Raw genomic sequence first — 26456 nt, 5'->3', positions numbered from 1 at the left:
ACCGCCGCTGATGAACGCACACCGCACGCTCAGCGAGACACCGATCGCCATCGTCGGACTCGGCGCGCTCTACCCGCGCTCGGGTGACCTCCGCGAGTTCTGGGGCAACGTCGTCGACGCCCGCGACTGCATCGAGGACGTGCCCGAGACGCACTGGAAGGTCGAGGACTACTACGACCCCGACCCCAGCGCGCCGGACAAGACCTACGCCAAGCGCGGCGGGTTCATCCCGACCGTGCCGTTCAACCCGCTGGAGTTCGGCCTGCCGCCGACGACGCTGGAGGTCACCGACGTCCTGCAACTGCTGAGCCTGGTCGTGGCCAAGCAGACGCTGGCCGACGTCGGCGGCGGCTGGGACCCCGCGCGCACCGGCGTGGTGCTGGGCATCACCGGCGCGAACTCGCTGACCCAGCCGCTGGCCACCCGGTTGCAGACTCCCGTGCTCAAGGAGGTCGTCCGCAGCGTCGGGTTGACCGAGCAGGACGCCGAGGAGATCGCCGCGAAGTTCGTCAAGGCCTTCGCGCCGTGGGAGGAGAACTCCTTCCCCGGCATGCTGGGCAACGTCGTCGCCGGCCGCATCGCCAACCGGTTCGACTTCGGCGGCACCAACTGCACGGTGGACGCGGCGTGCGCGTCGTCGCTGGCCGCGTTGCACATGGCGGCGTCGGAACTGGTGTCGGGCCGGGCCGACGTGATGCTCACCGGCGGGTGCGACGCCGAGAACACCATCCTGATGTACCTGTGCTTCAGCAAGACGCCCGCGCTGTCGAAGTCCGGTGTGATCCGGCCCTTCGACGAGGGTTCGGACGGCACGCTGATCGGTGAGGGCATCGGCATGCTGGCGCTCAAGCGCCTGGAGGACGCCGAGCGCGACGGCGACCGGATCTACTCGGTGCTGCGCGGGATCGGGTCGTCCAGCGACGGGCGGTTCAAGAGCATCTACGCGCCCCGGCGCGAGGGCCAGGTCGTGGCGCTGGAGCGGGCCTACGCCGACGCGGGGGTGTCGCCGGCGTCCGTCGGGTTGATCGAGTGCCACGGGACCGGCACGTCGCTGGGCGACCTGACCGAGCTGTCCGCGCTGAAGGACGTGTACTCGGCGGCGTCGGAGGACAAGCAGTTCGCGGCCGTGGGCAGCGTGAAGTCCCAGATCGGGCACACCAAGGCGGCGGCGGGCGCGGCGGCGCTGATCAAGGTGTCGCTGGCGCTGCACGAGAAGGTGCTGCCGCCGACGATCAACGTGACGCAGCCGCGGGAGGCCGTGGACTTCCCGAACTCGCCGTTCTACGTCAACACGCGGGCCGTGCCGTGGGTGCTGGAGCCCAAGCGGGACGTGCGGCGGGCCGTGGTGTCGTCGTTCGGGTTCGGTGGCACGAACTTCCACTGCGTGGTCGAGGAGCACTCGCCTTCCGTCACGCAGGTCTCCCACCGGACCGCGCGGGTGCACGTGTGGCACGCGCCGGACGTGGAGTCGTTGTTGGAGGCCGTGAAGGGTCCGGCTTCCTCCGAGCGGGTGCCCGATTCGCACGCCCGGCTGGCCGTGGTGGCGCGGGACTCGGCTGAGCTGGCGTCGCTGCTGGCCGACGCGGTCACGCGGATCAAGTCCGGCGTCACGGCGTTCGAACTGCCGTCCGGGGCGTACTTCCGGACCTCCGCCGGTGTGCCCGGCCGCGTGGCGGCGCTGTTCGCCGGCCAGGGCAGCCAGTACGTGGGGATGGGCGCGGCCACCGGGCTCGCGCTGCCCCCGGTGCGGGAGGCGTTCGACGCGGCGAGCCTGCTCTCCGACCCGGCCGACCCGTTGAACCGGGTGGTGTTCCCGCCGCCGGCGTTCGACAAGGAGGCGGCGTCGGCGCAGGAGGCCGCGCTGCGCCGCACCGACTACGCGCAGCCCGCGATCGGCGCGCTGTCGGTCGGGCAGTTCCGGTACTTGAGCGCTTTGGGCTTCACCGCCGAGGGCATGCTGGGGCACAGCTTCGGCGAGCTGACCGCGCTGTGGGCGGCGGGTTCGTTGACGGAGGAGGAGTTCCACACCCTCGCCGCCGCGCGCGGCCGGGCGATGGCGTCCCTGCCGTCCGCCGACGCCGACCGCGGCACGATGGCCGCCGTCCGCTGCGACGCCCCGGCTTTGTCCGACCTGCTCGCCGAGCACCCCGACGTCGTCGTGTGCAACCTCAACGGCCCGCACCAGACCGTCGTCGGCGGTGGCACCGAGGCTGTGTCCGCTTTCGTTTCGGCAGCCCGCGCCGCCGGCCTGGACGCCCAACCGCTCCCGGTCGCCGCCGCCTTCCACACCCCGTACGTCATGCACGCCGTGGACGCGTTCCGCGCGGCGGTGTCCTCTGTGGACGTTCGCGAGCCGGTCGCCGAGGTGTACGCCAACACCGCCGGGGCGTCCTACGGCCGGGACATCGCCCACAACCGCGAGGTCCTGGTCGACCAGCTGGGCAAGCCGGTCGCCTTCGCCGACCGCGTCCGGCAGCTGTACGAGGCGGGCTACCGGGTCTTCGTCGAGTTCGGCCCGCGCGCGGTGCTGTCCGGCCTGGTGCGCCGCATCCTCGGCGAGGACACCGACGCGGTCGTGCTCTCCGCCGACGCCGGCCCCGGCAAGGACGGCGACCGGGCGATCAAGCAGCTAGTGGCCCGCCTGACCGTGCTGGGCCTACCACTGACCACACCTGACCGCTTCACCGCGCCCGAGCCGGTGGCGGAGGAGACCAAGGGAATGAGGGTTGCGTTGAACGGTGTGAACCACGTCCCCGACGAGCGCCGTCGCGCTTACCAGGACGCCCTGACGAACGGCTACAAGATCACCCCCCAGCCCGCTCCCGCTCCAGCCGCTCCCGCTCCAGCCCTCGCCGTTTCCGCCCCCACCCCCGCCGCTCCCACTCCGGCCGCCGCCCCCGCCGCTTCCGCCGCTCCCGCTGCCGCCACTCCTCCTCCCGCTCCCTCCGCGCCGGCAGCCGCCCCGACCCCGTCCTCCGCCCCGCAGGTAACCCCGGCTTTCACCCCGCAGGCGGCTTCGGCCCCGGTCGCGAGCACTCCGCCCACCCCGGCCCCTTCCGCTCCTCCCGCGCTCGCGGAGCCGGTCGTGTCCCCGGCGTACCACCCGGTGGGCTTCGGCGCGACCGGCGTGGCCTGGGAACACCTCGCCCTGCACCGCGACTACCTGGACAGCCAGCTGCGCGTGGCGGAACGGCTCAGCGGCGTCCTGGAACACGAAACCCGCCAGGGCACCCTGACCGACCTGGCGGTAGCCGGCATCACGTCGGTGACCGAGCACAGCATCGCCATCGGCCGCAGCCACATGCACGCCACAGACGTCCTCCTGAGCTTCGCCCACCTGGACGCAGGCGCCCCCATCACCTACGCCCCGTCATCCCGCTACACCCCGGAACTGACCGCCGCCCCCACCCGCTACGAGGTAGCCGCAGCCCCCACCCCCACCACCACTCCACAACCCCTCACGCCCACAACTGTCGTACCCCAGTGGGACAATGGTGACCGGGGGCCGGAGGCCGCCCCCACCGCCTTCACACCCCCCACTCCAACCGCCACCGCGCCCGCTTACGCCCCCAGCACCCCTAGCGCCCCGGCCACCCCCACGACCGTCACCACCCCGGCCGTCACCACCCCGGCCCCGGCCACGAACGGCACCGCCGCCCTCGCCACCAACGGCACCCCGGCCGCCGCATCCACCGCCGCACCCAGCATCAACGGCACCCACGCGCCCGCCGCGGTCCCCGCACCCGCCACCAACGGCGCATCCGCCGGCGACGTCCAGACCGTTCTGCTCTCCGTGGTCGAGCAGAAGACCGGTTACCCCGCCGACATGCTGGACCTGTCGATGGACGTCGAGGCGGACCTGGGTATCGACTCGATCAAGCGCGTCGAGATCATGGGCGAACTGCGCGACCGCTTCCCCAACAGCGCCAACGCCACCCCCGAAGCCCTCGGCGAACTCCGCACCCTGGGCGACATCATCGAGTTCGTCGGCGGCACCGCCGCAGCACCCGACCCCACACCCACCGCGGCCCCGACACCGCCACCAGCAACCCAGGCCGCACCCGCGACCCCGACCGCATCCCCGACCGCATCCCCGGCTCCGACGACGGCCCCGGCCCCGGCGACCGCGGCGACCCCGGCCGCTGAGGACGTGACCGCCGTCCTCCTCGCGGTCGTGGAGCAGAAGACCGGCTACCCGGCCGACATGCTGGACCTGTCGATGGACGTCGAGGCGGACCTGGGTATCGACTCGATCAAGCGCGTCGAGATCATGGGCGAACTGCGCGACCGCTTCCCCAACAGCGCCAACGCCACCCCGGAAGCCCTCGGCGAACTCCGCACCCTGGCCGACATCGTCGGCTTCGTCGGCGAGGGGGCTGATCTCCCAAAAGCTGACGGCGCGACCGGCATCGCACGGATGCAGGCGCGCCTGACCACGCTGCCCGCCGCCGACCAGCTCCTCGACGCCTACGGTGACCGGCCCGTCGCGCTGCTGTCCGGCGCGCCGACGCCGTTGGCCGAGCGCGTCGCCGCCGCCCTGCGCGCGAAGGGCTGGCAGATCGGCACCGGCGCACCGGACCTCGTGCTGCACTTCGCCCCGGAAGCACCGCAAACCTGGCAGGACGCCACGGAAGCGCTCACCGACGCCCTCCTTACCGCCGGCCGCCACCCCGAAACCGACCACGCCGAACCAAGCCACACCGCGTCCAACCACCCCGAACCGAGCCACACCGCGCCCGGCCACACCGAACCGGGCCACACCGCGCCCGGCCACACCGCACCGAGCCTCGCGCCGAGCGAGCACCGCAAGGGCTTCATCGCGGTCAGCCGGATCGACGGTCGTCTGGGCATGGCCGACCCCCGAGGTCCCGCCGCGCTCCTCGGCGGCCTGTCCGGCCTGACCAACACCCTCGCCATCGAGGCCCCGGGCCTGTTCACCCGCACCGTCGACCTCAGCCCCGACCTGTCCGACGACGACGCCGCCCGACTCCTCCTCCAGGAGATCGAGGACGCCGACCCCGTCCCCACCAGGATCGGCGTTGACGCCCGGGGCACCCGTCACACCCTCACCCTCACCCACGACACCCCGGCACCCACCGAGCTCCCCGAACCCGGCCCGACCGACCTGTTCGTCGTCACGGGCGGCGCACGCGGTGTGACAGCGGCGTGCGCGATCGGGCTGGCCAAGCGGTACCGGACCAACCTCCTGCTGCTCGGCCGCACGCCGAACACGGGAGTCCCGGCCTACCTCCGCACCATCCCCGAGGACGGCCTGAAGGCCGCGATCATCGCCCACACCCGCGCCCAGGGAGCCAAGCCCCTCCCGCGCGAAGTCGAGAAGATCTACAAGAACGTCCTGGCGCAACGGGAGATCCAAGCCACCTTGGAGGCCATCCGCGCCACGGGTGCCCAAGCCGAGTACCTCGCGGTGGACGTCACCGACGCCGAAGCCACCAAGGAAGCCCTGCGCCCCTACCGGATCACCGGCGTCGTCCACGGCGCGGGCGTCCTGGCCGACCAGCTGATCGTGGACAAGAAGGCGGAGGACGTCGCCGCCGTGCTGGGCACCAAGCTGCACGGCCTGAAGTCGGTCCTGGACGCGGTCGAGGAGCCGAAGCACGTCCTGCTCTTCTCCTCGGTCGCCGGTTTCTTCGGCAACCGCGGCCAGTCCGACTACGCGATGGCCAACGAGGCCCTCAACCGGGTCGCGGTCCAGCTGCGCGCCGACCTGCCGAACAGCCGCGTGACCTCCGTGGTGTGGGGCGCGTGGGCGGGCGGCATGGTGACGCCCGAGCTGGAGCGGATGTTCACCGAGCGCGGGGTCACCCTGATCCCGCTCGCCACCGGCGTCGACTACTTCACCGAGCAGTTCACCGGACCACGCTCGGCGGACGTGGTGACCGTCGTCGGCCCGGACACCCCGTTGTCCACCAGGGAGATCACCGCCCCGACCGGCACGGTCCGCCGCTCGACCGCGCCCCTGGTCGGTGACCCGGTCCTCGCCGACCACGCCATCGGCGGCGTGCCCGTCCTGCCCGCCACGGCGGCCATCGGCGCGCTGCTGGGCTCGGCACGTCAGCTCAAGGACTTCGCCGTGCTCAAGGGTGTCACGCTCGGCGACGACCGCCCGGAGTTCCTGGACTTCGTGGCCCGCCCGGACCACGTGCTGGTCCGCGACGAGGGCGGCCGGCCGCGCTACCGGGCGACCGTCGTCACGGAAACCCCTGCGCCGGAACGGATCCCGAACCTCGACGGTCCCGTGACGCCCTACGACCCGTACACCACCGGTGCGCTCTTCCACGGCCCGAGCCTGCGCGGCATCACCGGTGTTGTGTCTGATGTGGACAGTCGCTTGGTGCTGAGGTGCGAGCTGCCCGACGCCGAGATCGCCGGCGGCGCGTACCGGGCCGGCGACTACAGCCCGGCGCTCGCCGACCTGCTGTTGCAGGCCGCGCTCGTCCGGGTGCACCGGGCGCAGGGCGTGAACAGCCTGCCCACGGCGGTCGCCTCCGTGCAGGTGCACGGTCCGCTGCCCAGTGGTGAGCCGTTCCTGGTCGTGGTGGAGCCGGAGTCCGGCACCCGCGCCACGATCACCGCGTGTGCGCTCGACGGGCGGGTCCTGCTGCGGTTCAAGGGCGTGGACGTGGTCCCGAGCGCGACGCTCGACTTCGGGCAGGGGGACCGGCGGTGATCGCGATCGTCGGCATGGCGTGCCTGTTGCCGGGCGCGCACAGCCCCGAGGAGTTCTGGTCGAACCTGGTCGCGGGCACCGACCACCGCACGGAGGGCGGGCGGGACGTGTTCGGCACGGACCCGTCCCTCCCCGGCGGGTGGGGCGACGAGCGGCACCGCATCACCGCCACGCGCGGCGGGTTCGTCACCGAGCCGGAGATCGACCTGACCGGCCTGCGCGTCCCGGCGGAGGAGTTGGCCGGACTGGGCCGGGTCGTGCGGTGGCCGGTGCACGTGGTGCGCCAGGCGCTGGCCGACGCCGGCGTGACCGACCTCGACCGCACCGGGCTCGTGCTGGGCAACTACTCGTTCCCCACGGAGAAGTCGGTAGAGCTGTGCGTGCCGATGGTCCGCGAGGCCGTGTCGGAGGGCTTGCGCCGGGCGGGCCTGCCCGTGCCGGCCACCCCCGACACACCGGACGTCGACCCGCGCAACCTGTGGCCTTCGGGCCTGCCCGCGACCGTCGTCGCCGACGCCCTTGGGCTGGGCGGGCCTCGACTGGCGCTCGACGCGGCCTGCTCGTCCACCCTCTACGCGATGTCGCTGGCGAGCGACTACCTGCGGACCGGGGCGGCGGACGTCGTGGTGGCGGGCGCGGTGTGCGCACCGGACCCGTTGTTGATGCACCTGTCGTTCTCGGACCTGAACGCCTTCCCGCGCAACGGGATCAGCTCGCCTTTCCACCGCGACAGCTCCGGCATCGTGACCGGGCAGGGCGCGGGCGTGGTCGTGCTCAAGCGCTTGGAGGACGCGCTGCGCGACGGCGACCGGGTGCACGCCGTGATCGAGTCGATCGGACTGGGCAACGACGGCGCCGGCGCGCACCTGCTCAGCCCGACTGTTCGCGGGCAGGTCGAGGCGTACCGCCAGGCGTATGCGGATGTGTCCACTGTGGACTACATCGAGTGCCACGCGACCGGCACGCCGCTCGGTGACTCGGTGGAGTTGCGGGGTCTGGCCGAGCACTTCGGGACGGATGTGCCGCTGCTCGGGTCGGTGAAGGGCAACGTGGGGCACCTGCTCACCGTGGCCGGGTTCACCAGCGTGCTGAAGGTGTTGCTGGCCATGCGGCACGGCGTCATCCCGGCCACTCCGGGCACGGGTGACCCGGTCCGGCCGCCGGGCGCGGAGCATGTCGCGGACCGAATTGTGCGCGAGGCCCGGCCGTGGCCGGAGACCGAGGTGCGGCGGGCGGGCGTGTCCGCCTTCGGCTTCGGCGGCACCAACGCGCACGTCGTCCTGGCCCACACCGCCAACCAAGAGCCCGCCCTGGCTGCCGCAACCCACGAGCCCACGCCGGCCGCCGCTCACGGCGCCGGCTCGGCCGCCGCCGCCGCTGGCGAGGCCGGCCCGGCTGCCGCCCGCGGTGCTGGCCCGGCTGCCGCAACCCACGAGCCCACGCCAGCCGCCGCTCATGGCGCTGGCTCGGCCGCCGCCGCCGCTGGCGAGGCCGGCCCGGCTGCCGCCCGCGGTGCTGGCCCGGCTGCCGGTGAGCGCGATTCGGCGGCGGTCAAGTGGGTCGAGGTGCCGCGTGTGGCTATCACGGGTGTCGGTGTGCGGCTCGGGCCGGTGCGGAACACCGCCGAGTTGGGGCGGCTGGTCCGCACCGCCGAGCCCGCGCTGGTCGACCTGCCCGCCGAGCGTTGGTACGGCCTCGACCCCGGTGTGCCCGCCCCGGACGCCGGGTACGCGGCGGATGTCGAGGTGGACGTCCGGACCTACCGCATCCCGCCCGCCGAACTCCGCGACGCCAACCCCCAGCACCTGCTGCTGTTCGAGGCCGCCGAGCAGGCGCTGACCGAAGCCGGGTACCCCGCGCCGGACCCGTCCGCCAAGGCCGAGCAGTTGCCGCCGCGCCGGGTCGCGGTGGTCATCGCGATGGAGATGGAGCCCCGCGCCCACAGCCACCGCGCCCGCTTCGACATAGGTGCCCACCTGCGCGCCGAGTTCGCCCGCGCCGGCCTCACGCTCGACCCGGACGTCCTGGAAGCGGCGGTCCGCGACGCCGTCCACGACCCGATCGGCGCCAACGAGGTGCTCAGCTTCATCGGCAACGTGATGGCCAGCCGGATCTCCTCCTCCCGCAACCTCACCGGCCCGTCGTTCACGCTGTCCACCGACGCGACCGGCGGTGCCCGCGCGCTGGAGGTCGCCCGGCTGCTGCTGCTCGACCCGAGCATCGAGGCCGTCCTGGTCGGCGGGGTGGAGCTGGCGGCCGGTGCCGAGAACACCCGCGCCAACCCCACCGCGACCCTCGGCGACGGCGCGGCGGCGGTCGTGCTCACCCGACCGACCTACGACGACCAGATCACCCTCGACCGCATCTCGTTCGATCGAACCGAGAACGATCGCACGGCAAACGATCGCACCGCAAACGATCGTGCCGATAACGATCGTTCTAAGAACGATCGCATCGCAAACGATCGTAGTGAAGGTGATCGCCGGGAAGGCGGTCGCGGTGGGAACGATCGCGTCGCAAACGATCGTGGCCGGAACGATCGTAACGGGCGTGAACATGTCGAGCTCGTCCAGCTGGCCGCCCCGATCGACCTGGCCAAGACGCTCGACGTGTTCGACGGGGGTGCGCTGGCGAGCGTGGTCCCGCTGGTCGGTGACACCCGGCACGCCGGGGTTCTCGCCGCCCTGGCCGCCGCCGTCGAGGCGCTGCGGCACGCGGACCTCCCGCCCGCGCCGCAAGCCCTGCGGGAGCTGGCCAAGGCCACGCCCGGGTTCGAGCAGAGCGGGTTCGTGCTGCTCGACCAGGCTCAGCCGTGGGTGCGGGAGACCACCGCCGAGCGTCGCACCGCCGCCGTGCACGCGGGGGACGCGCGGGTCATCGTCTCGGGTGGCGCACCGGTCGTCGATGAAGCGTGGCCTGGTGTGCTGGTTTTGCCGTTGACGGGTGACACCGGCGCGGAAATCGCAGCGCTCGCCCGCGACTGCGTCGACCAGTTGGCCACGCGCAGCGCGTTGAGCCTGGTCCGCGAGCACGTCGCCAAGCCGCGCAAAGCCCGCACCGCCGTGCTCGTCGCCGCCGACACCGACGGCCTGCACCGCGAACTCACCCTGGCCGCGCGAGACCTGGCCGCACGAGACCTGGCCGCACGAGACCTGGCCGCACGAGACCTGGCCGCACGAGACCGCGCGGACACCGACGCCGACTGGTCCACCCCGTCCGGCAGCTACTACACGCCGAACCCGGTCGGCCAAGGCCGGATCGCCTTCGTCTACCCGGGCGCGTTCACCACCTACCCGGGCGCCGGACGGGACCTGTTCCGACTCTTCCCCAGCCTGCTCACGGAGTTCGAGGCCGAGGCCGACCGACCCCGCGACCGCCTCAAGCACGACGCCCTCTACCCGACCGGCCCGTTCGGCCTCGACCGGCGGGCGTTGATGCGGCACGAGTCCGAGCTGGTCGAGGACATCCCGGTGATGCTCGCGGCGGGCACGAACCTCGCCGTCCTGCACACCAGGGCCATCCGGGACGTGCTCGGCGTTCGCCCGGACGGTGGGTTCGGCTACAGCCTGGGGGAGAGCAGCATGCTGTTCGCCCTCGACGTGTGGTCCGCCGCCTCCCGCGACGACGCCGCCCTCGCGGCGACCCCGCTGTTCCGCGACCAGTTGCGCGGGCGCAAGGAGCTGGTGCGCCGCACGTGGGAGCTGCCCGACGACCGGGCGAGCGTGTGGGCGACGCACGTGGTCCTCGCGCCGGCCGAGCGGGTGCGGGAGGCGTTGGAGGAGAAGGTCTTCCTCACCCACGTCAACACACCGAGCGAGGTCGTCATCGCCGGTGACCCGGAGGCGTGCAAGCGGGTCATCGAGCGGGTGGGTGCGCCCTCGGCGAAGGCGCCGGCCAACCACGTCATGCACTGCCCGCTGGTGGACCCGGTGCTGGACGGCCTGGCCGCGCTCAACGACTACCCGCTGGGCACCCCGGCGCAGGACCTGGAACTGCTGTCCGCCTACGACTACGACCGCGCCGAGACCCGCGACCGGCCCGAGATCGCGCGCCGCATCGCGTGGACGCTGCGCAGCACGATCGACTTCGCCCGCCTCGCCGAGACCGCCCACGAGCGCGGTTTCCGGTACTTCGTCGAGGTCGGGCCGGGTGCGACGTGCACGCGGTGGATCGGCGAGACCCTGGCCGGCCGGCCGCACGTGGCCGTGTCCCTGGACCGCCGGGGCGCCGGCACGGCGGTCGCGTTCGCCGCGGCGGCGGCCCGCCTGGTCAGCCACGGCGTGGACGTCCGCCTGGACGCCCTGTTCGGCGCCGAGAAGCCCGCGCCGCGCCGGTTCCGGCACTCGGTGACCGTCGGCGGCGAGTCGGTGGTGGACCGGGTCGCCCGCGCGGTCAAGCCCCTGCTCGACGTGCCGCTGAAGACGGTGCTGCACGAGAACGACCCCGAGGTGATCACCGTGTACGGCGAGCCGTTCGTCTTCCTCCCCAGAAAGTCGGTCGCCTTGTCACCGCTGCGCGCGATGGGCAGCACGGTCGCCCAAGCCCACCGGCACGCCCTCCGCCTCCACGACGCCCTGCTGGACCAAGCTCTGCGCGCTCTGGAGAACGGGACCGCCACCGGAGGCCCGACCCCGCCGCCGCCCGCCCCGCCGCAGGCGGCGTGGCCTCCGGCCCCCGACACCATTCTCCCACGGGGCACCGACAATCCACGGGGCACCGACAATCCACGGGGCACCGACAATCCACGGGGCACCGACAGCCCAGGAGGCACCGACAGCCCAGGAGGCACCGACAGTCCAGGAGGCACCGACAATCCGGTGGCCAAGGACCCCGGGGTCGTCTGGGATGAAGCGGAGCTGCTGGAGTTCGCGAAGGGCAGCGTGGCCAACGTCTTCGGCCCGGAGTTCGCGGTCGTGGACACCTTCCCCGTCCGGGTTCGCCTGCCCGAGCCGCCGTACCTGTTCGTCAGCCGGGTCACCGACATCAAGGCCACCACGGGTGTCTTCGAACCGAGCACCATCACCACCGAGTACGACATCCCCGCCGACGCCTGGTACCTGGTCGACGGCCTGGCCCCCTGCGCGGTCACCATCGAGGCCGGGCAGTGCGACCTGCTCCTGGTCGCCTTCCTCGGCATCGACTTCCGCAACAAGGGCGAGCGCGCCTACCGCCTGCTGGACAGCAAGCTGGTCTTCCACGGCGGCCTCCCGCGCGCCGGCCAGACCCTGCGCTACGACATCCGCATCGACCGGTTCGTCTGGAACGGCGACACGCTCCTCTTCTTCTTCAACTACAAGTGCTACGCGGACGGCGAGCTGATCCTGGAGCTGCTCGACGCGTGCGCCGGCTTCTTCAGCCCCGCCGAGCTGGACGACTCGCTCGGCGTGGTCACCACCGAAGCCGACCGCAAGCGCCGCGCCGCCCTGACCAAGACCTGGTTCACCCCGCTGGAGCGCACCGACCGCACGTCCCTCACCCGCCACGACCTCGACCTCCTGACCCAAGGCAAGCCCGGCGAGGTGTTCGGCCCGAATTACGACCAGACCGCGGACGGCCTCAACCGGTCCCTGCGGCTGCCCGGCGAGATGCTGCGCATGATCGACGAGATCCCGAGCATCGACCGGCTGGGCGGCCCGCGCGGCCTGGGCGAGCTGACCGCCGTCAAGCACCTGGACCCGGACGGCTGGTACTTCCGCTGCCACTTCACCGGCGACCCCGTCCTCGCGGGCTCCCTGGTGGCCGAGGGCGGTGTGCAGCTCCTCCAGGTCTACGCGATGTACCTCGGGCTGCACCTGGTGCTGCCGGACGCGGAGTTCCAGTCCGTGCCCGGCCTGCACACGGAGGTCAAGGTGCGCGGCCAGATCACGCCCAAGACGCCGAACATCCGCTACCACGTCGAGGTCACCGACATCACGATGCTGCCGCGCCCCACGGTGATCGCGGACATCATCGTCTACGACGGCGACAAGCCGATCATCTCGATGAAGAACTTCGGCATCCAGGTCCGCGAGAAGCCTGGCACCCCGTACCGCCCGGGAACCGGTGGTGTGCCGCCGTTCCTGGGCCGGCGCAACCACGAGGGCGAGCCGGCGTTCATCAACGAGCTGCACCTCTCGCACGCCGCCAAGGGCGACCTGGCCACGGCGATGGGTCCGGAGTTCGAGATTTACGCCAACCGCCGCGCCCCCTACATCCCCAACGGCGACTTCCGGTTCGTGGACCGGATCATGAAGCTGGACGGGGTGCGCGGGCGGCTCAAGCCCGGCGCGAAGATGGAGACCGAGTACGACTGCCCGCCGGAGGCCTGGTACTTCCACGAGAACTCCGTGCCGCAGCCGGTCAACGCGATCCTCATGGAGTCGTCGCTGCAAGCGGCGATCCTGCTCGGCTACTACCTCGGCGCGACGCTCGCGAGCCCCGACGAGGAGCTGAGCATCCGCAACCTCGACGGCCGCGCCACCTACGTCAAGGACGTCGACCTGCGCGGCAAGACCATCCGGCACCGCTCGGAGATGCTGTCCAGCGCCGCCATGCCCGGCTCCACCCTCCAGAACTTCCGCTACGAGCTGTCGGCGGACGGCGAGGTGTTCTACGTCGGCGAGTCGCTGTTCGGCTACTTCAGCGAGCAGGCGCTGGCCAACCAGGTCGGCCTCGACAGTGGCAAGCTGACCCCGACCTGGCTCGAAGAACAGTCCGGAGTGGACAGCAAGACGCTGGCGGTCCGCACTGACGACAAGTGGTTCCAGGGCTCGCTGCGCCTGGCCGACGGTCACGTGCGGCTCGTGGACAGCGTGGACCTGGTCGCCGACGGTGGCGTGCACGGCAAGGGTTACGTGCGCGGTGTGCGGCGGATCGACCACGACGACTGGTACTTCTCCTGCCACTTCCACCGCGACCCGGTGATGCCCGGTTCGCTCGGCGTCGAGTCGATCATCCAGGCGCTCCAGGTGTTCGCCATCGAAACCGGCCTGGGCGAGGGCTTCGCGCGGCCGGTGTTCAACCTCCCGCTCGGCGTGGAGATGGGCTGGAAGTACCGCGGCCAGGTGCTGCGCACCGACGCCGAGATGCGCTTCGAGCTGCACGTCAAGGACGTGCGGCGGGAACAGGGCCGGGTGGTCGTGGTCGCCGACGCCTCCGTGTGGAAGCACGCGACCGCCGACCAGCCGCTGGGCCTGCGGATCTACGAACTGACCGATGTCGCCGTCGAAATCCGGGAGGGCGAGCTGTGACCGCCACCGTGCCAACCACCGCGCCCGTGCGCACCGACGCCGACGGCGTGTACGACACCCTGACCCGGCTGGCCGAACCGTGCTACGTGGTGCGCACCGACGCCGGGATCGGCGTCACCACGGCCCGGCCCGCCGACGACTCGGTCGTGGTCGCCGCGGTCGGCCCGCTGCCGCCCGAGCGGCTGGGCTCGCCGGAGTTCCGCGCCCACCACGGCGTCAAGTACGCCTACCTGGCCGGGGCGATGGCCGGCGGCATCGCGTCCGAGGACATGGTGATCGCGTTGGCCCGTCAGGGTTATCTCGCGTCGTTCGGTGCGGCCGGGTTGCTGCCGGAGCGGGTCGAGGCGGCGCTGAAGCGGTTCCACGCCGAGATCCCCGGGTTGCCGTTCGCCGCGAACCTCATCCACAGCCCCAGCGAGGAGGAGCTGGAGCGCCGGGCGGTGGACCTCTACCTGGCCTACGGGGTGCGGTGCGTCGAGGCGTCGGCGTTCATGGACCTCACCCCGCACATCGTGCGCTACCGGCTCGCCGGGCTGCGGCGCGGTCCGGACGGCGTGGTGGCGGAGAACCGGGTGATCGCGAAGGTGTCCCGGGTCGAGGTCGCGGACCGGTTCCTGCGGCCCGCGCCGCCCGCGATCGTGGCGGCCCTGCTGCGCGACGGCCTCATCACCGCCGAGCAGGCGGAGCTGGCGGCGCACGTGCCGCTGGCCGACGACATCACCGCCGAGGCCGACTCCGGCGGCCACACCGACCGGCGCCCGCTGACCGTGCTGTTCCCGTCGATCGTGCGCCAGCGGGACCTGGTGCGCCGCGAACTGGGCTTCTCCTCGCGGGTCGGCGCGGCCGGCGGCATCGGCACCCCGCACGCCGCCGCCGCGGCGTTCGCGATGGGCGCGGACTACGTGGTCACCGGGTCGGTCAACCAGGCGTGCCTGGAGTCCGGCACGTCCGACGCGGCCCGCGCGCTGCTCGCGGCGGCCGGGACGGCGGACTGCGAGATGGCGCCCGCCGCCGACATGTTCGAGCTGGGCGTGGAGTTGCAGGTGCTCAAGAAGGGCACCATGTTCGCGATGCGCGCCAAGCGCCTCTACGACCTCTACCGCACCTACGACGGGCTGGAGTCCCTGCCGGCGGCCGAGAAGGACCGGCTGGAGCAGCAGATCCTGCGGCGGCCGGTGGCGCAGGTGTGGGAGGAGGTCGTCGCCTACTTCACCCGGCGCGACCCCGACCAGCTGCGGCGCGCGGCCGACGACCCGAAGCGGCGGATGGCCCTGGTGTTCCGCTGGTACCTGGGGATGGCGTCGCGGTGGGCCGTGGTGGGCGAGGCGGACCGGACGGCGGACTTCCAGGTGTGGTGCGGTCCGGCGATGGGCGCGTTCAACGAGTGGGTGCGCGGGTCGCACCTGGCCGCGCCGGCGAACCGGCGAGTGGTTGACGTGGCCGCCAACCTGCTGGCCGGGGCGGCGTTCACCACCCGCGTGCAGCAGCTGTCCGCCAACGGCGTGCGCCTGCCGTCGGTGTGCGGCGACTACCGGCCGCGGGTGGCGTCGTGACCGCGCTCCTGTCGCCCGCCGCCGAGCTGGACCACCGGCTGGGCGACCCGCGCGACCCCGCCAACCCGCACGGCTTCGCCGCCGCCGTGCGCCGGGACGCCCTGTCCGCGCGGCCGGAGGCGTTGATCGAGGCGTGCCGCGGGTTGGCGCTGTCGTTCGTGCCGGCGGCCGAGGGCGGCAGCCTGTCCACAATGGACCGGACCTTGGCGTTGGTGCGCGTCGCCGCCCGGCGGGACGTCACGGTCATGCCGCACACGATGTTCAGCATCACGGCGGCGACCTGCGTGCTGCTGGCCGGCACGCCCGACCAGCGCCGCCGGGTGCTGGAGTTGCTGGCGGAGGGGCACGCGATCGGGTTCGCCCTGTCCGAACCCGAGCACGGCAGCGACCTGCTGGCCAACGGCTGCCTGCTGGAACCGCACCCCGAGGGCTTCCTGCTCACCGGCGACAAGTGGATGGTCGGCCTGGGGGAGCGGGCACGGGCGTTGCTGCTGGTCGGGCGCACGGGCGGGCGCGGGCCGGGTGCGTTCACCGCGGTCCTGCTCGACGGGGCCGCCGTGGACCGGGGCCGCGCCGAGAGCGTCTCCACCAGCGGCATGCGCGGGGTCGACGGCACGGCGTTCCGGTTCGCGGGTGAGGTCGTGCCCGCTTCCGCCGTGGTCGGCGAGCCGGGCCGTGGCCTGGAGATCGCCATGAAGGCCATGCAGGTGGTCCGCACGATGAGCACGGGCGCGAACCTCGCCGCCGCCGACACCGGGTTGCGGGTGACCCTGGACTTCGCGGTCCGGCACGTCGTCGCCGGCCGCCCGGTCGTCGAGCACGACCGCAACCGCCGCGAACTGGGCACGGCCGCCGCCGCGCTGCTGGCCTGCGACGTGGTGGCGACCGCGTGCGCACGCGGGATGCACACCAACCCCGCCGGTCAGAGCCTGTGGTCGAGCGTGGCGAAGAAGGTGTGCACGGACCTGTCGGAGGAGGTGTTCCGGCGGTGCGCGGACGTGCTGGGCACCCGCGCCCTGCTCGCGGACGGCCCGTTCGACGTGATGCGGCGGGACAACGCGGTCGTCCGGCACATCGACACCGGCCCCACCGCCAACCTGCGCCTGGTCGCCGCGCACCTGGCCGGCCGCGCCACCGACACCACCCCGCCCGAGGCGGTGTTCACCCTCGACCACGACCTGCCACCCCTGGACCTGGGCGGCCTCGGGCTCTCCACGCGCGGCCGGGACGAGGTCACCCAGTCCCTGCCCGAGGTGGCGGCGGCGATGCGCACCGTCCTGGCCGACGACCGCGCCCTGACCCTGCTGACCCGCCTGGAGAAGGCGCTCGCCGCCGGTCCCACGAGCGCCGCCGACACCGAACGCGCCGCCGACCCGCTGGACCGGGCCGAGCGGTTCTGCTACCTGCACGCGGCGGCGGCGTGCGCGCACCTGTGGTGGTTCAACCTCGACCGGTCCCTGTTCGGGACCGCGCCCGGCGACACCGGCTGGCTCGTCGCCACCCTCGCCCTGCTGCTGGACCGCGCGCACCGGGTGGAGGACCGGCTGCGCACCGAGGACGCCGACCCGGTCCTCGACGCGGTGCTCGACCTCCACGCCACCGGGCGGCTGTTCTCCGCCACCCCGCTGCCGCTGGCCGAAGGAGGCACCCCGGCATGACCGTGCGCAAGATGATCGAGCTGAACGAGGAGCTGGAACGCTACCTCGGCGACCCGCACGACCCCGCCACCACCATGTCCTTCAAGCGGGTGCTGGAGTTCGACGAGCGCGAGGAGTTCCCGTTCGAGCTCGTCGGCCTGCTCCAGCGCTGGCGGCTGCACGAGTACTGCCTGCCCGCCGCGTGGGGCGGTCGCGCCGGGGACGTGGAGGTCGGGTTCAACCTGCTGCGCCTGGTCGCCCGCCGCGACCCCACCTCGGCGACCGCGCTCATGCTCACCGACCTGGCGTTCATGCCCGCGTGGATCGCCGGCACCGAAGCCCAGCGCCGCTACTTCGTCGACGCCATCAACAACGGCACCCGCATGGCGTGGGGCCTGTCCGAACGCCACCACGGCAGCGACGTGCTGTCCAACGAGATGGTCGCCGAGAAGGTCGACGGCGGCTACGTGCTGACCGGCGAGAAGTACCTGATCGGCAACGCCACCATCGCCGACGTGGTCTCCGTGCACGCCCGCACCGGCAAGCGCGGCGGACCCGGCGACTGGTCGATCTTCGCCGTGGAGAAGCGCAAGGCCCCCGCCGGGGCCATCGTGGAACTGCCCAACGAACGCCTGCACGGCCTGCGCGCCCTCGACATGAGCGGCATCCGGCTGGACAAGCTCTTCGTGCCCGACGAGAACCGCCTGGGCGCGGAGGGCCAGGGCCTGGAGATCGCGTTGAAAAGCGCCCAGGTCGCCCGCACCACCATCAGCAGCATGGCGCTCGGCGCGGTCGACACCGCCCTGCGCGTGACCTGCGACTTCGTCGTCGACCGGGAGATCTTCGGGCAGAAGGTCGCCGACATCCCCTACTCCCGCCGCCAGCTCGCCGAGTGCTTCGCCGACCTGCTGCTGGCCGACGCCGTGAGCACCGGCGCGGTCCGCGGCTTGCAGGCCAACCCGGGCCAGACCAGCGTGTTCTCCTCGGTGGTCAAGTACTTCGTCCCGACCCTGCTGGAACGCACGATGGCCCAGCTGTCGGTCGTCCTGGGCGCCCGCCTGTACCTGCGGTCGCACCCGCACTACGGCATCTACCAGAAGATGCTGCGCGACGTGCTGGTCGCGATCTTCGCCGACGGCAACACCGTGGTGAACCTCAAGAACATCGCCCTCCAACTCGACGGCATCCTCAAGGCCGCCCGCGACACCCCGGCCGACGCGCGCGGCCAGGCCGAGCAGCGGGTCGCCGCGCAGTTCGACCTCGACGCGGAGCTGCCCGAGTGGCGGCCCGCCGAGCAGCTGCTGTTCAGCCGGGGCGGTGACGAGGTCGTGCTGGCGCTGCCCAGCGCCATCAAGGCCCTGCGCGCCCTGCACCACCCGGAGCCCGTGCAGCGCCAGTGGTTCCAGCGCTCCGCCGACGTCGCCGAGCGGCTGTTGGGCGAGCTGGACCGGCTGGGCGCGGAACTGGCCGACTTGAAGGGGAACCGCGACCACGGTTCCTCCGCCGAGATCTTCCGCCTGGCCGAGCGCTACAGCGCCGTCCACGCCGCAGCCGCCGCCGTGCACTTGGTGGTGCAGTCCGCGCCCGTGTTGCGGGACCCGTTCCCCGACGGCGCGGTGCTGCTGCTGTGCCTGGAACGCGCGTGGCGCCAGGTGGACCCCACCCGACCCGTGACCGACGCGGCGGTCGTCGACCGGGTGGTGGAGGTGCTGTTCCGGTTGCACCGCGAACGGCGCCTGTTCTCGCACTGGCAGTTCCAACTGCTCGCATCCGGCGAGTGAGAGGTCGAGGAGATGACGGACATGGCAACGACGGCACCGGCGAGGCGAGCCGGTTTGGGGTGGGCGATCCTCGCCAGCTCCCTCCCGATGTTCGTGGTGGCGCTGAACAACCTGGTGGTCACCAACGCGCTGCCGCAGATCGAAGAGGACTTCGGCGCCGACCAGACGACGTTGCAGTGGGTGGTCAACGCCTACGTGCTGGCGTTCGCGGGCATGCTGCTCACCGGCGCCGCCCTGGGCGACCGGTACGGGCGCAAGCTGATGTTCCTGGTCGGCATCGGGATCTTCAGCCTCGGCTCGGTGGCCTGCGCCCTGGCGTACTCCAGTGAGACGCTGATCGCGGCCCGGGTCGTGCAGGGCATCGGCGCGGCGGCGATCCTGCCGCTGTCGCTGACCATCCTCGCGGCGGCGGTGTCGGAGAAGATGCGCAGCGCGGCCATCGGCATCTGGTCGGGTATCAACGGCCTCGGTGTCGCTTTGGGGCCGCTGGTCGGCGGCGCGGTCACCGAGGGCCTGGACTGGAAGTGGATCTTCTGGGTGAACCTGCCGGTCGGTGTCGTGGCGGTGCCGCTGGTGCTGTGGGCGATCGCCGAGACCCGCGGCGCGGACCGCGGCCTGGACATCCCGGGCGTGGTGCTGGTGACCGGCCTGATCACGTCGCTGGTGTGGGGCATCGTGCGGGCCGGCGACGACGGCTGGACGTCCACCCCGATCCTGACCGCGTTCGGCATCGCTCTGGTGCTGCTGATCGCTTTCGTGCTGTGGGAGCGCAAGGCGAAGAGCCCGTTGCTGCCGCTGCGGTTCTACCGGATCCCGAACTTCGTGCTGAGCAACGTCGTGTCGCTGGCGATGTACTTCGGCGTGTTCGGCTCGATCTTCTTCCTGGCCCAGTACCTCCAGGGTCCGCTGGGCTTCTCGCCGTTGGAGGCCGGCGTGCGGACGCTGCCGTGGACCGCGATGCCGATGATCGTGGCTCCGCTGGCCGGTCTGATCACCGACAAGGTCGGCGGCGGGCGGCTGATGGCGCTGGGCCTGGCGTTGCAGGGCGTGGGCCTGGGGTGGATCGCTTCCATCGCCACCACTACGACGCCGTACGGGGACATGGTGCCCGCGATGGTGATCGCCGGTATCGGCATGGGTCTGGTGTTCGCGCCGACCACCGCCGTGGTGCTCGGGTCCGTGCAGCCGCACGAACACGGCAAGGCGTCCGGCGCGAACAACACCGTGCGCGAGATCGGTGGCGCGCTGGGCATCGCGGTGCTGACGACCGTCTTCACGGACTACTTCAACGAGATCGAGATCCGCAAGCCCGCCGACGCCGCCGAGGCGTTTGTGCACGGCATGGTGCCCGCGATCTGGGTCGGTGTCGTGTTCGTCGGGGTCGGTGCGCTGGCGGGCCTGTTCATCAGCAAGCGGGTGGCGGCGGCCTCTTCGCCGCAGAAGTTGGTCGAGGTGTGACATGACGGTGTCGACCGGTCCTACCGAGGTCCAGTGGGCGCGCTGCCCGAACTGCCGGTCGTTCGTGTACCTGCGGCGGCTGCGGCGACACCACCAGGTGTGCCCGGACTGCTCGCACCACCTGCGACTCGACCTGTCCGAACGGCTCGACCTGCTGCTCGACCCGGACTCGCTGGACCGGATCGACGCCGACGCGGCGCCGGTCGACGTGCTGTCCTTCCACGACCGGTCGCCCTACCCGGACCGCCTGGCCCGAGCCCAGGCGACGACCGGCCGCAACGAGGCCGCGGTGTGCGGGGCGGCCACGATCGGCGGACACCCGGTCGTGGTGGCGGCGCTGGACTTCGCCTTCATGGGCGGCAGCATCGGCGGCCTGACCGGCGAGCTGGTGTCCCGGGCGGCCCGCCTGGCCCTGTCGACGCGTGCGCCGCTGCTGATCGTGTCGGCGTCTGGTGGGGCGCGCATGCAGGAGGGCGCGATCTCGCTGATGCAGCTGGCCAAGACGAGTCAGGAGATCGGGCGGCTGCGCGAGGCCGGGGTGCTGGTGGTGAACCTCAACACCGATCCGACGTATGGCGGGGCGACCGCGTCGTTCTCGGTGCTGGGGGATGTGGTGCTGGCCGAGCCGGGCGCGCGCATCGGGTTCGCCGGGCCGGCGGTGATCAAGCAGACCATTCGGCAGGACCTGCCGCCGACGTTCCAGACGGCGGAGTTCCTGCGCGACAACGGGATGCTCGACCTGGTCGTCCCCCGCGAGTCGACCCGTGCCACCCTGATCCGCTTGCTCGCCTTGACCACGCCGCCGGTCGCGGCTGCGGAGTCGCCGGTCCCGGGGTCGCCGGTTGTGGAGCCGCCGGTCGTGGGGTCGCTGCCTTCGGCTGCCGAGGTGCGGTCTCCGGCCTCCGCGGTGCCGGCTTCGGCTGCCGATGTGAGGCCTCCGGTTTCCGAGGTGCCGGCGTCGGCTGCCGGGGTGGGGGCTCCGGCCTCCGAGGGGGGCGCTCCGGCCTCCGAGGTGCGGGCTCCGGTTTCCGAGGCGCGGCCTCCGGTTTCCGAGGCGCGGCCTCCGGCCCCCGGTTCCATTGTCCCACGGGGGTACGACAATCCGGCTGAGCCGCCCCTGGGGGAGATTCTTCCAGAGCGGGCCGACACCGCGTGCGTGACCGATCCGGGAGCACTCGCGGTCCGGCCGGCGGCGGAGGTGGTGCGGTTGGCGCGGAACGTCGAGCGGCCCACCTCGCTCGACCTCGCGGCCCGGGTGTTCGAGGACTTCCTCGAGTTGCACGGGGACCGGGTGTCGGCGGACGACCCCGCTGTCGTGGGCGGGTTCGCTCGGCTCGGTGGGCGTCCGATCGTCTTCGTGGGGCACCAGAAGGGGCATCGGACCGACGAGCTGGTCCGACGCAACTTCGGGATGCCCCAGCCCGCCGGGTACCACAAGGCGCGGCGGTTGATGGGGTTGGCCGAGCGGCTGCGGATGCCGTTCGTCGCGCTGGTGGACACGCCCGGGGCGTTCCCCGGGATCGAGGCCGAGCAGCGCGGGCAGGGCAACGCCATCGCCGAGTGCATCCTGACCATGTCCCGGATGACCGTGCCGACCGTCGCCGTCGTCACCGGCGAAGGGGGCAGCGGGGGCGCGTTGGCGTTCGCCGTGGGCAACCGGGTGCTCATGCTGGAGAACGCCTACTTCTCCGTGATCAGCCCGGAAGGCGCGTCCACGATCCTGTTCGGCGACGCGGCCGAGGCCGGGCGCGCCGCCGAAGCCCTGCGCCTGACCGCACCGGAACTGCTGCGCCTGGGCGTCGTGGACGGCGTCGTGCCCGAACCGCCCGGCGGCGCGCACACCGACCTGGACGCCACCGCGGGCGCCCTGCGCCGGGCACTGCTGCACAGCCTCGCGGAACTGTCCGAAGTGGACGACCCGCGCACCGACCGCTACGAGCGGTTCAGCGAGTTCGGCCACCCCGACCGCCAACGCCGCCTGTAGCCCGGAACCGAAGAAGGGGCCGCCGCCGATGAGCACCGACACCGTCCTGTCCTACGACACCTCCCCGCAGGACCCGTTCGACCGCGCCCTGTCCCTGGCCGAACTGCGCGTGGAAGCCGAACAACTCATCCTCGCGATGGGCCGCCCGGTCCGCCGAGTCCTCCTCCGCGCCGGCCGCAACGAGGTCGAGGTCGACTGGGAAACCGGCCCCACCACCAACGAGCCCGCGCTTGGCGCCACGGCCACGCCTGGAATGTCAGTGGGCCGTGGGACGATGGAGACGGGGGCCGGAGGCCACGCCCCGGCAGCCGCCAACGGCACCGCGGCGGGCGCCGGCACCGGAGGACTCGCCACCGGGGGTCCCGCTGGCACCGGGGGAGCCGCTGCCACTGGGGGAGCCGCCGCCACCGGGGTGGCCCCCGTCACCGTCGCCGTCCGCGCCCCGCTGGTGGGCACGTTCTACGCTGCCCCCAACCCCGGAGCCGCGCCGTTCGTGCAGGTCGGCGACGTGGTCCGGGCCGGGGACCAGGTCGCCATCGTCGAAGCGATGAAGCTGCTCAACCCCATCACCGCCGACCGCTCGGGCAAGGTCACCGCGATCCACGTCGCCGACGGCGAGATGGTGGAGTTCGAGCAGGTCCTCCTGGAACTGGAGCCGGTCGACTGATGTTCGGCAAAGTCCTCGTCGCCAACCGGGGCGAGATCGCGGTCCGGGTCATCCGCACCTGCCGCGAGCTCGGCATCCCCACCGTCGCGGTGTACTCGTCGGCCGACGCGCACGCGTTGCACGTCGCGTTGGCCGACGAGGCCGTGCACATCGGGCCCGCCCAGGCGAAGCAGAGCTACCTCAACATCCCCAACATCATCGGCGCCGCGCTCAAGACCGGCGCGGACGCCGTGCACCCCGGCTACGGGTTCCTGTCCGAGGACCCGTACTTCGCCGAGATCTGCGCCGACCACGGCCTGACCTTCATCGGACCGCCGCCGGAGGTGATGGAAGCCCTCGGCGACAAGTCCACCGCCCGCCAACTCATGAGCAAGGCCGGCCTCCCGCTCCTGCCCGGCACGGTCACACCACTGTCCTCAGTGGACGAAGCCCTGCACGTCGCCGACGGGATCGGCTACCCGGTCGTCCTCAAGGCCTCCGCGGGTGGCGGCGGGCGGGGCATCACGGTCGTGCGCCGCCGGGAGGACCTGCCGCACGCCTACCGCACCACCCGCGCCGACGCCCAGGCGCTGTTCTCCGACCCCTCGGTCTACCTGGAGAAGTACCTGGAACGCGCCCGGCACATCGAGGTGCAGGTGCTCTGCGACGCCCACGGCAACGCCGTCCACCTGGGCGAACGGGACTGCTCGGTCCAGCGCCGCAACCAGAAGCTGATCGAGGAGTCACCCTCCACCGCCGTGGACGCCGACCTGCGCGCGCGGATCGGCGCGGCGGCCGTCGAAGGCGTCAAGTCCGTCGGCTACCGGGGCGCGGGCACGATGGAGTTCCTCCTGGACGAGGACGGGCAGTTCTGGTTCATGGAGTGCAACGCCCGAATCCAGGTCGAACACCCGGTCACGGAAATGGTCACCGGCATCGACCTGATCGCCGAACAACTCCGCGTCGCCGCGGGCCGTCCCTTGTCGTTCACCCAGGACGACGTGGAACTGCGCGGGCACGCCGTGGAGTGCCGGATCAACGCGGAGGACCCGAGTCGGAACTTCGCGCCGACCCCGGGCCGGCTGGACGACCTGCTGCCGCCCGGCGGACCCGGCGTCCGGGTGGACTCGCACTGCGTGCCCGGCGGCACGATCCCGCCGTACTACGACTCGCTGATCGCCAAGCTCGTCGTGTGGGCGGAGGACCGTCCCGCCGCGCTGGCCAGGATGCGGCGCGCGCTGGCCGAGTACCGGATCGCGGGTCCGGGCCTGAGCACCACCGTCGAGTTCCACCGGTGGGTGCTCGACCACCCCGAATTCCGTCGCGGCGGCGTCACGACGGACTTCCTGGCCCGCGTCCGGGAGTGGTAGTCGGGTTACCGCCGGAAGTACGAGGAGGTAAGGACGGGTATCGTGTAAGGTACGACCGCACTACCGATGGTAGGGAATGGGAACACGGGGGTTCCGGCTATTTCCCGCCTCGACTCGGAGGGCGGCTCGGCCGAGATGGACAGCATTCAGGACCCGGCGGACGATCAATTCCTGGAACGCTTGCGCGACTTCTTCGGCGCCGCGCCGGACGGTTTCGACGACCTGGCCTGGAAGGCCGTGCGAGACCAGGTGCGCAGGTCACCGCGCCCGCACGACGACGAGCGGGCGGGCGGGGACTCGGCGGGCTGAGGGGGTGGGCGCTGAGCAGGGGGAGGCTTGGCGTGGGCATGGGGACCACGAGCACGGGAACGACCAGCGTCGGAACGGCCGGCGCAGCTGCGACTGCTGTGGGGACGACAAAACCGCAACGGCGTGGTTCCGCTGCGGTAGGGGGTCGGCAATCCACAACATCGGGAATTGCCGCCGTCGACCTAGTTCTCCGCGAGGAGCTCGCGCAGCCGGTTCAGTATTCGCCGGCGCGTCGGTCCGATCGAACCCCGCGCGATACCGAGCGCGGTGCTGATCTGGTCGTAGCTGGGCGCCGGGTCCTGCAACAGCATTCCCAGCAGGGCCTGGTGCTCGTCGGGCAACTGGCGGACCGCGGTGCCCACGCGGCTGCGCTCCACGTCGGCCAGCAGGACGTCCTCGGGGGTGTCCCCGTCGTCGACGTCGGGTGTGATCGGGTCGGCCACGGGTACCTGTTTGGTGGACCGCATCAGGTGCCGCAACGCCTCCCGGCGAGCGGCGGTGACGATCCACGCGCTGACCCGATCGGGTTCGCGCAGGGACCCGATGTGCTCCACCACCCGCAACCATGTCAACTGCCCGACGTCCTCGCAGTCCGCCGGCGACAGGCCGAAGCTGCGGGCCACCGTCCACACGAGGGGGTTGAACAGCCGGATCAGTTCCTGCCACGCGAGCGCGTCACCCGCGCGGGCACAGGTCACCAGGCACGCCGCGTCGGTTTTCGCGGTCGGGTGCAGCAGGACTGGGCAGGATCCGGGGTGTGGCTCCTGCCTTAAGTCGTGAGGAGTCGCTGTGCTGGACAAGACCACCTCCACCACCTGGAGATTGCTGGCGAAACCCTAGCAGGATCCGTGTCGCACAAGCTACAGACGTTCCTTCTTGTTACAGTGTGTTGCAGTACGGCGTCCCGAACCGCAGACGCGACAGTGATTCGCGTTGGATGGGTCGAGTGGAGCCGGGAGGGGTGAGCATGGTCGGCAGCAACGCGGCGACCGGTCGGGTGCCGTGGCGGGAACGGGTCCGCCTCACCGTGACGAAAGACATCGTGCTCGCGGCGCGGCGGCGGGTAGCCGTGGACGGCATCGAGGGCTTGACCATCCGAGCCGTGTCCCGCGACCTGGGGATGAGCAGCCCCGCCATGTACCGGTACTTCCGCAGCCTGGAAGACCTCACCGACGCCATCGTCCTGGACGTGCTGGACGAGATGACCAGCATGCTAGACGCCGTCGTCGCCCAATCCGCCGGCGAGGAAACCGCCCGCCGCATCGTGCTGGCCAGCCGGGCACTACGGCACTGGGCACTGGACCACGCCTTCGAGTTCCAACTCACGATGGTCACCCCACCCACAGCCGAGGCCGCCAAACCCCGCCTGTCCGACGCGCGCTACCGCTTCGGCAAGGTCTTCGCGGGCCTGTTCGCGAGGTTCCTAGGCGAGCGCGGCGAGCCCCTCCCCGAGGACTCCGCCGCCCTGCTACCCGAGACGATCTCGGAGTTCCGACGCCGCATGGAGCTCCCGGTTCCAGACTCCACCATCGCCCTGTTCCTGCGCTGCTGGGTGCGGCTGTACGGGGTGATCTGCATGGAGGTCATGGGCCAGTTGCAATTCCTGGGCGACCGCGCGGGCGAACTGTTCGAGGCCGAACTGCGATCCCTGGCCGACCTCCTCGGCATGCCCGAACGAGCCCTAGCCCGCTGACCCCGCCCGTCCGCTGACCCCGCTGGCTCGCTGACCCCGCTGGCTCGCTGACCCCGCTGGCTCGCTGACCCCGCTGGCTCGCTGACCCCGCTGGCTCGCTGACCC

General features: G+C 72.1%; 12 protein-coding genes. 11 read left to right on the top strand and 1 reads right to left on the bottom strand.

All coding sequences use genetic code 11. From position 1 onward, the window contains the following. The first annotated feature begins 10 nt into the window (after window positions 1-10). The 10 genes from WBN91_RS21230 (at window position 11) to WBN91_RS21185 (ending at window position 24658) form a co-directional block, all read left to right on the top strand. Window positions 11-6691 (top strand): SDR family NAD(P)-dependent oxidoreductase, encoded by a 6681-nt coding sequence (locus WBN91_RS21230; RefSeq protein ID WP_337725514.1) that lies wholly within the window; start codon window positions 11-13, stop codon window positions 6689-6691. Next, the gene (locus tag WBN91_RS21225; RefSeq protein WP_337725515.1) at window positions 6688-13920 is read left to right on the top strand and encodes a beta-ketoacyl synthase N-terminal-like domain-containing protein; all 7233 of its coding nucleotides are present in this window, start codon (window positions 6688-6690) and stop codon (window positions 13918-13920) included. Before WBN91_RS21230 ends, WBN91_RS21225 begins: the two co-directional genes overlap by 4 nt. Beyond that, window positions 13917-15473: a PfaD family polyunsaturated fatty acid/polyketide biosynthesis protein gene (locus tag WBN91_RS21220; RefSeq protein ID WP_337725516.1), complete on the top strand. Its 1557-nt coding sequence runs from the start codon at window positions 13917-13919 to the stop codon at window positions 15471-15473. Before WBN91_RS21225 ends, WBN91_RS21220 begins: the two co-directional genes overlap by 4 nt. After that, window positions 15470-17131 (top strand): acyl-CoA dehydrogenase family protein, encoded by a 1662-nt coding sequence (locus tag WBN91_RS21215; RefSeq protein ID WP_337725517.1) that lies wholly within the window; start codon window positions 15470-15472, stop codon window positions 17129-17131. Before WBN91_RS21220 ends, WBN91_RS21215 begins: the two co-directional genes overlap by 4 nt. Further along, window positions 17128-18891 (top strand): acyl-CoA dehydrogenase family protein, encoded by a 1764-nt coding sequence (locus tag WBN91_RS21210; RefSeq protein WP_337725518.1) that lies wholly within the window; start codon window positions 17128-17130, stop codon window positions 18889-18891. The genes WBN91_RS21215 and WBN91_RS21210 overlap by 4 nt, the downstream gene beginning before the upstream one ends. A 12-nt stretch (window positions 18892-18903) precedes the next feature. After that, on the top strand, window positions 18904-20349 hold the full coding sequence (locus tag WBN91_RS21205) for an MFS transporter (protein WP_337725519.1): 1446 nt from the start codon (window positions 18904-18906) through the stop codon (window positions 20347-20349). Window position 20350: 1 nt separating this feature from the next. Then, a complete protein-coding gene (gene accA, locus WBN91_RS21200; protein WP_337725520.1) occupies window positions 20351-22333 on the top strand; it encodes an acetyl-CoA carboxylase carboxyl transferase subunit alpha in 1983 nt (660 codons plus the stop codon). Between the two features lie 28 nt (window positions 22334-22361). Continuing rightward, the gene (locus WBN91_RS21195; protein ID WP_337725521.1) at window positions 22362-23000 is read left to right on the top strand and encodes an acetyl-CoA carboxylase biotin carboxyl carrier protein; all 639 of its coding nucleotides are present in this window, start codon (window positions 22362-22364) and stop codon (window positions 22998-23000) included. Then, complete coding sequence (gene accC / locus WBN91_RS21190; RefSeq protein WP_337725522.1) at window positions 23000-24349, top strand: acetyl-CoA carboxylase biotin carboxylase subunit; 1350 nt, start codon at window positions 23000-23002, stop codon at window positions 24347-24349. Before WBN91_RS21195 ends, accC begins: the two co-directional genes overlap by 1 nt. Before the next feature lie 135 nt (window positions 24350-24484). Then, complete coding sequence (locus WBN91_RS21185; RefSeq protein WP_337725523.1) at window positions 24485-24658, top strand: hypothetical protein; 174 nt, start codon at window positions 24485-24487, stop codon at window positions 24656-24658. A 182-nt stretch (window positions 24659-24840) separates the two neighbouring features. Here WBN91_RS21185 and WBN91_RS21180 read toward each other — a convergent pair whose 3' ends face one another. Continuing rightward, window positions 24841-25356 (bottom strand): RNA polymerase sigma factor, encoded by a 516-nt coding sequence (locus WBN91_RS21180; RefSeq protein ID WP_337725524.1) that lies wholly within the window; start codon window positions 25354-25356, stop codon window positions 24841-24843. 269 nt (window positions 25357-25625) lie between these two features. Between WBN91_RS21180 and WBN91_RS21175 the strand changes: the two genes are divergently transcribed. Beyond that, window positions 25626-26351, top strand: coding sequence for a TetR/AcrR family transcriptional regulator (locus WBN91_RS21175; protein WP_337725525.1), 726 nt, complete (start codon window positions 25626-25628; stop codon window positions 26349-26351). Window positions 26352-26456: the final 105 nt, after the last annotated feature.

It is taken from the genome of Saccharothrix sp. CCNWYY140 (genome assembly GCF_037401995.1).
Taxonomy (GTDB): Bacteria; Actinomycetota; Actinomycetes; order Mycobacteriales; family Pseudonocardiaceae; genus Actinosynnema.
Note: the sequence above shows the minus strand (reverse complement) of the source record. Positions and strands in the feature narration are given on the sequence as shown.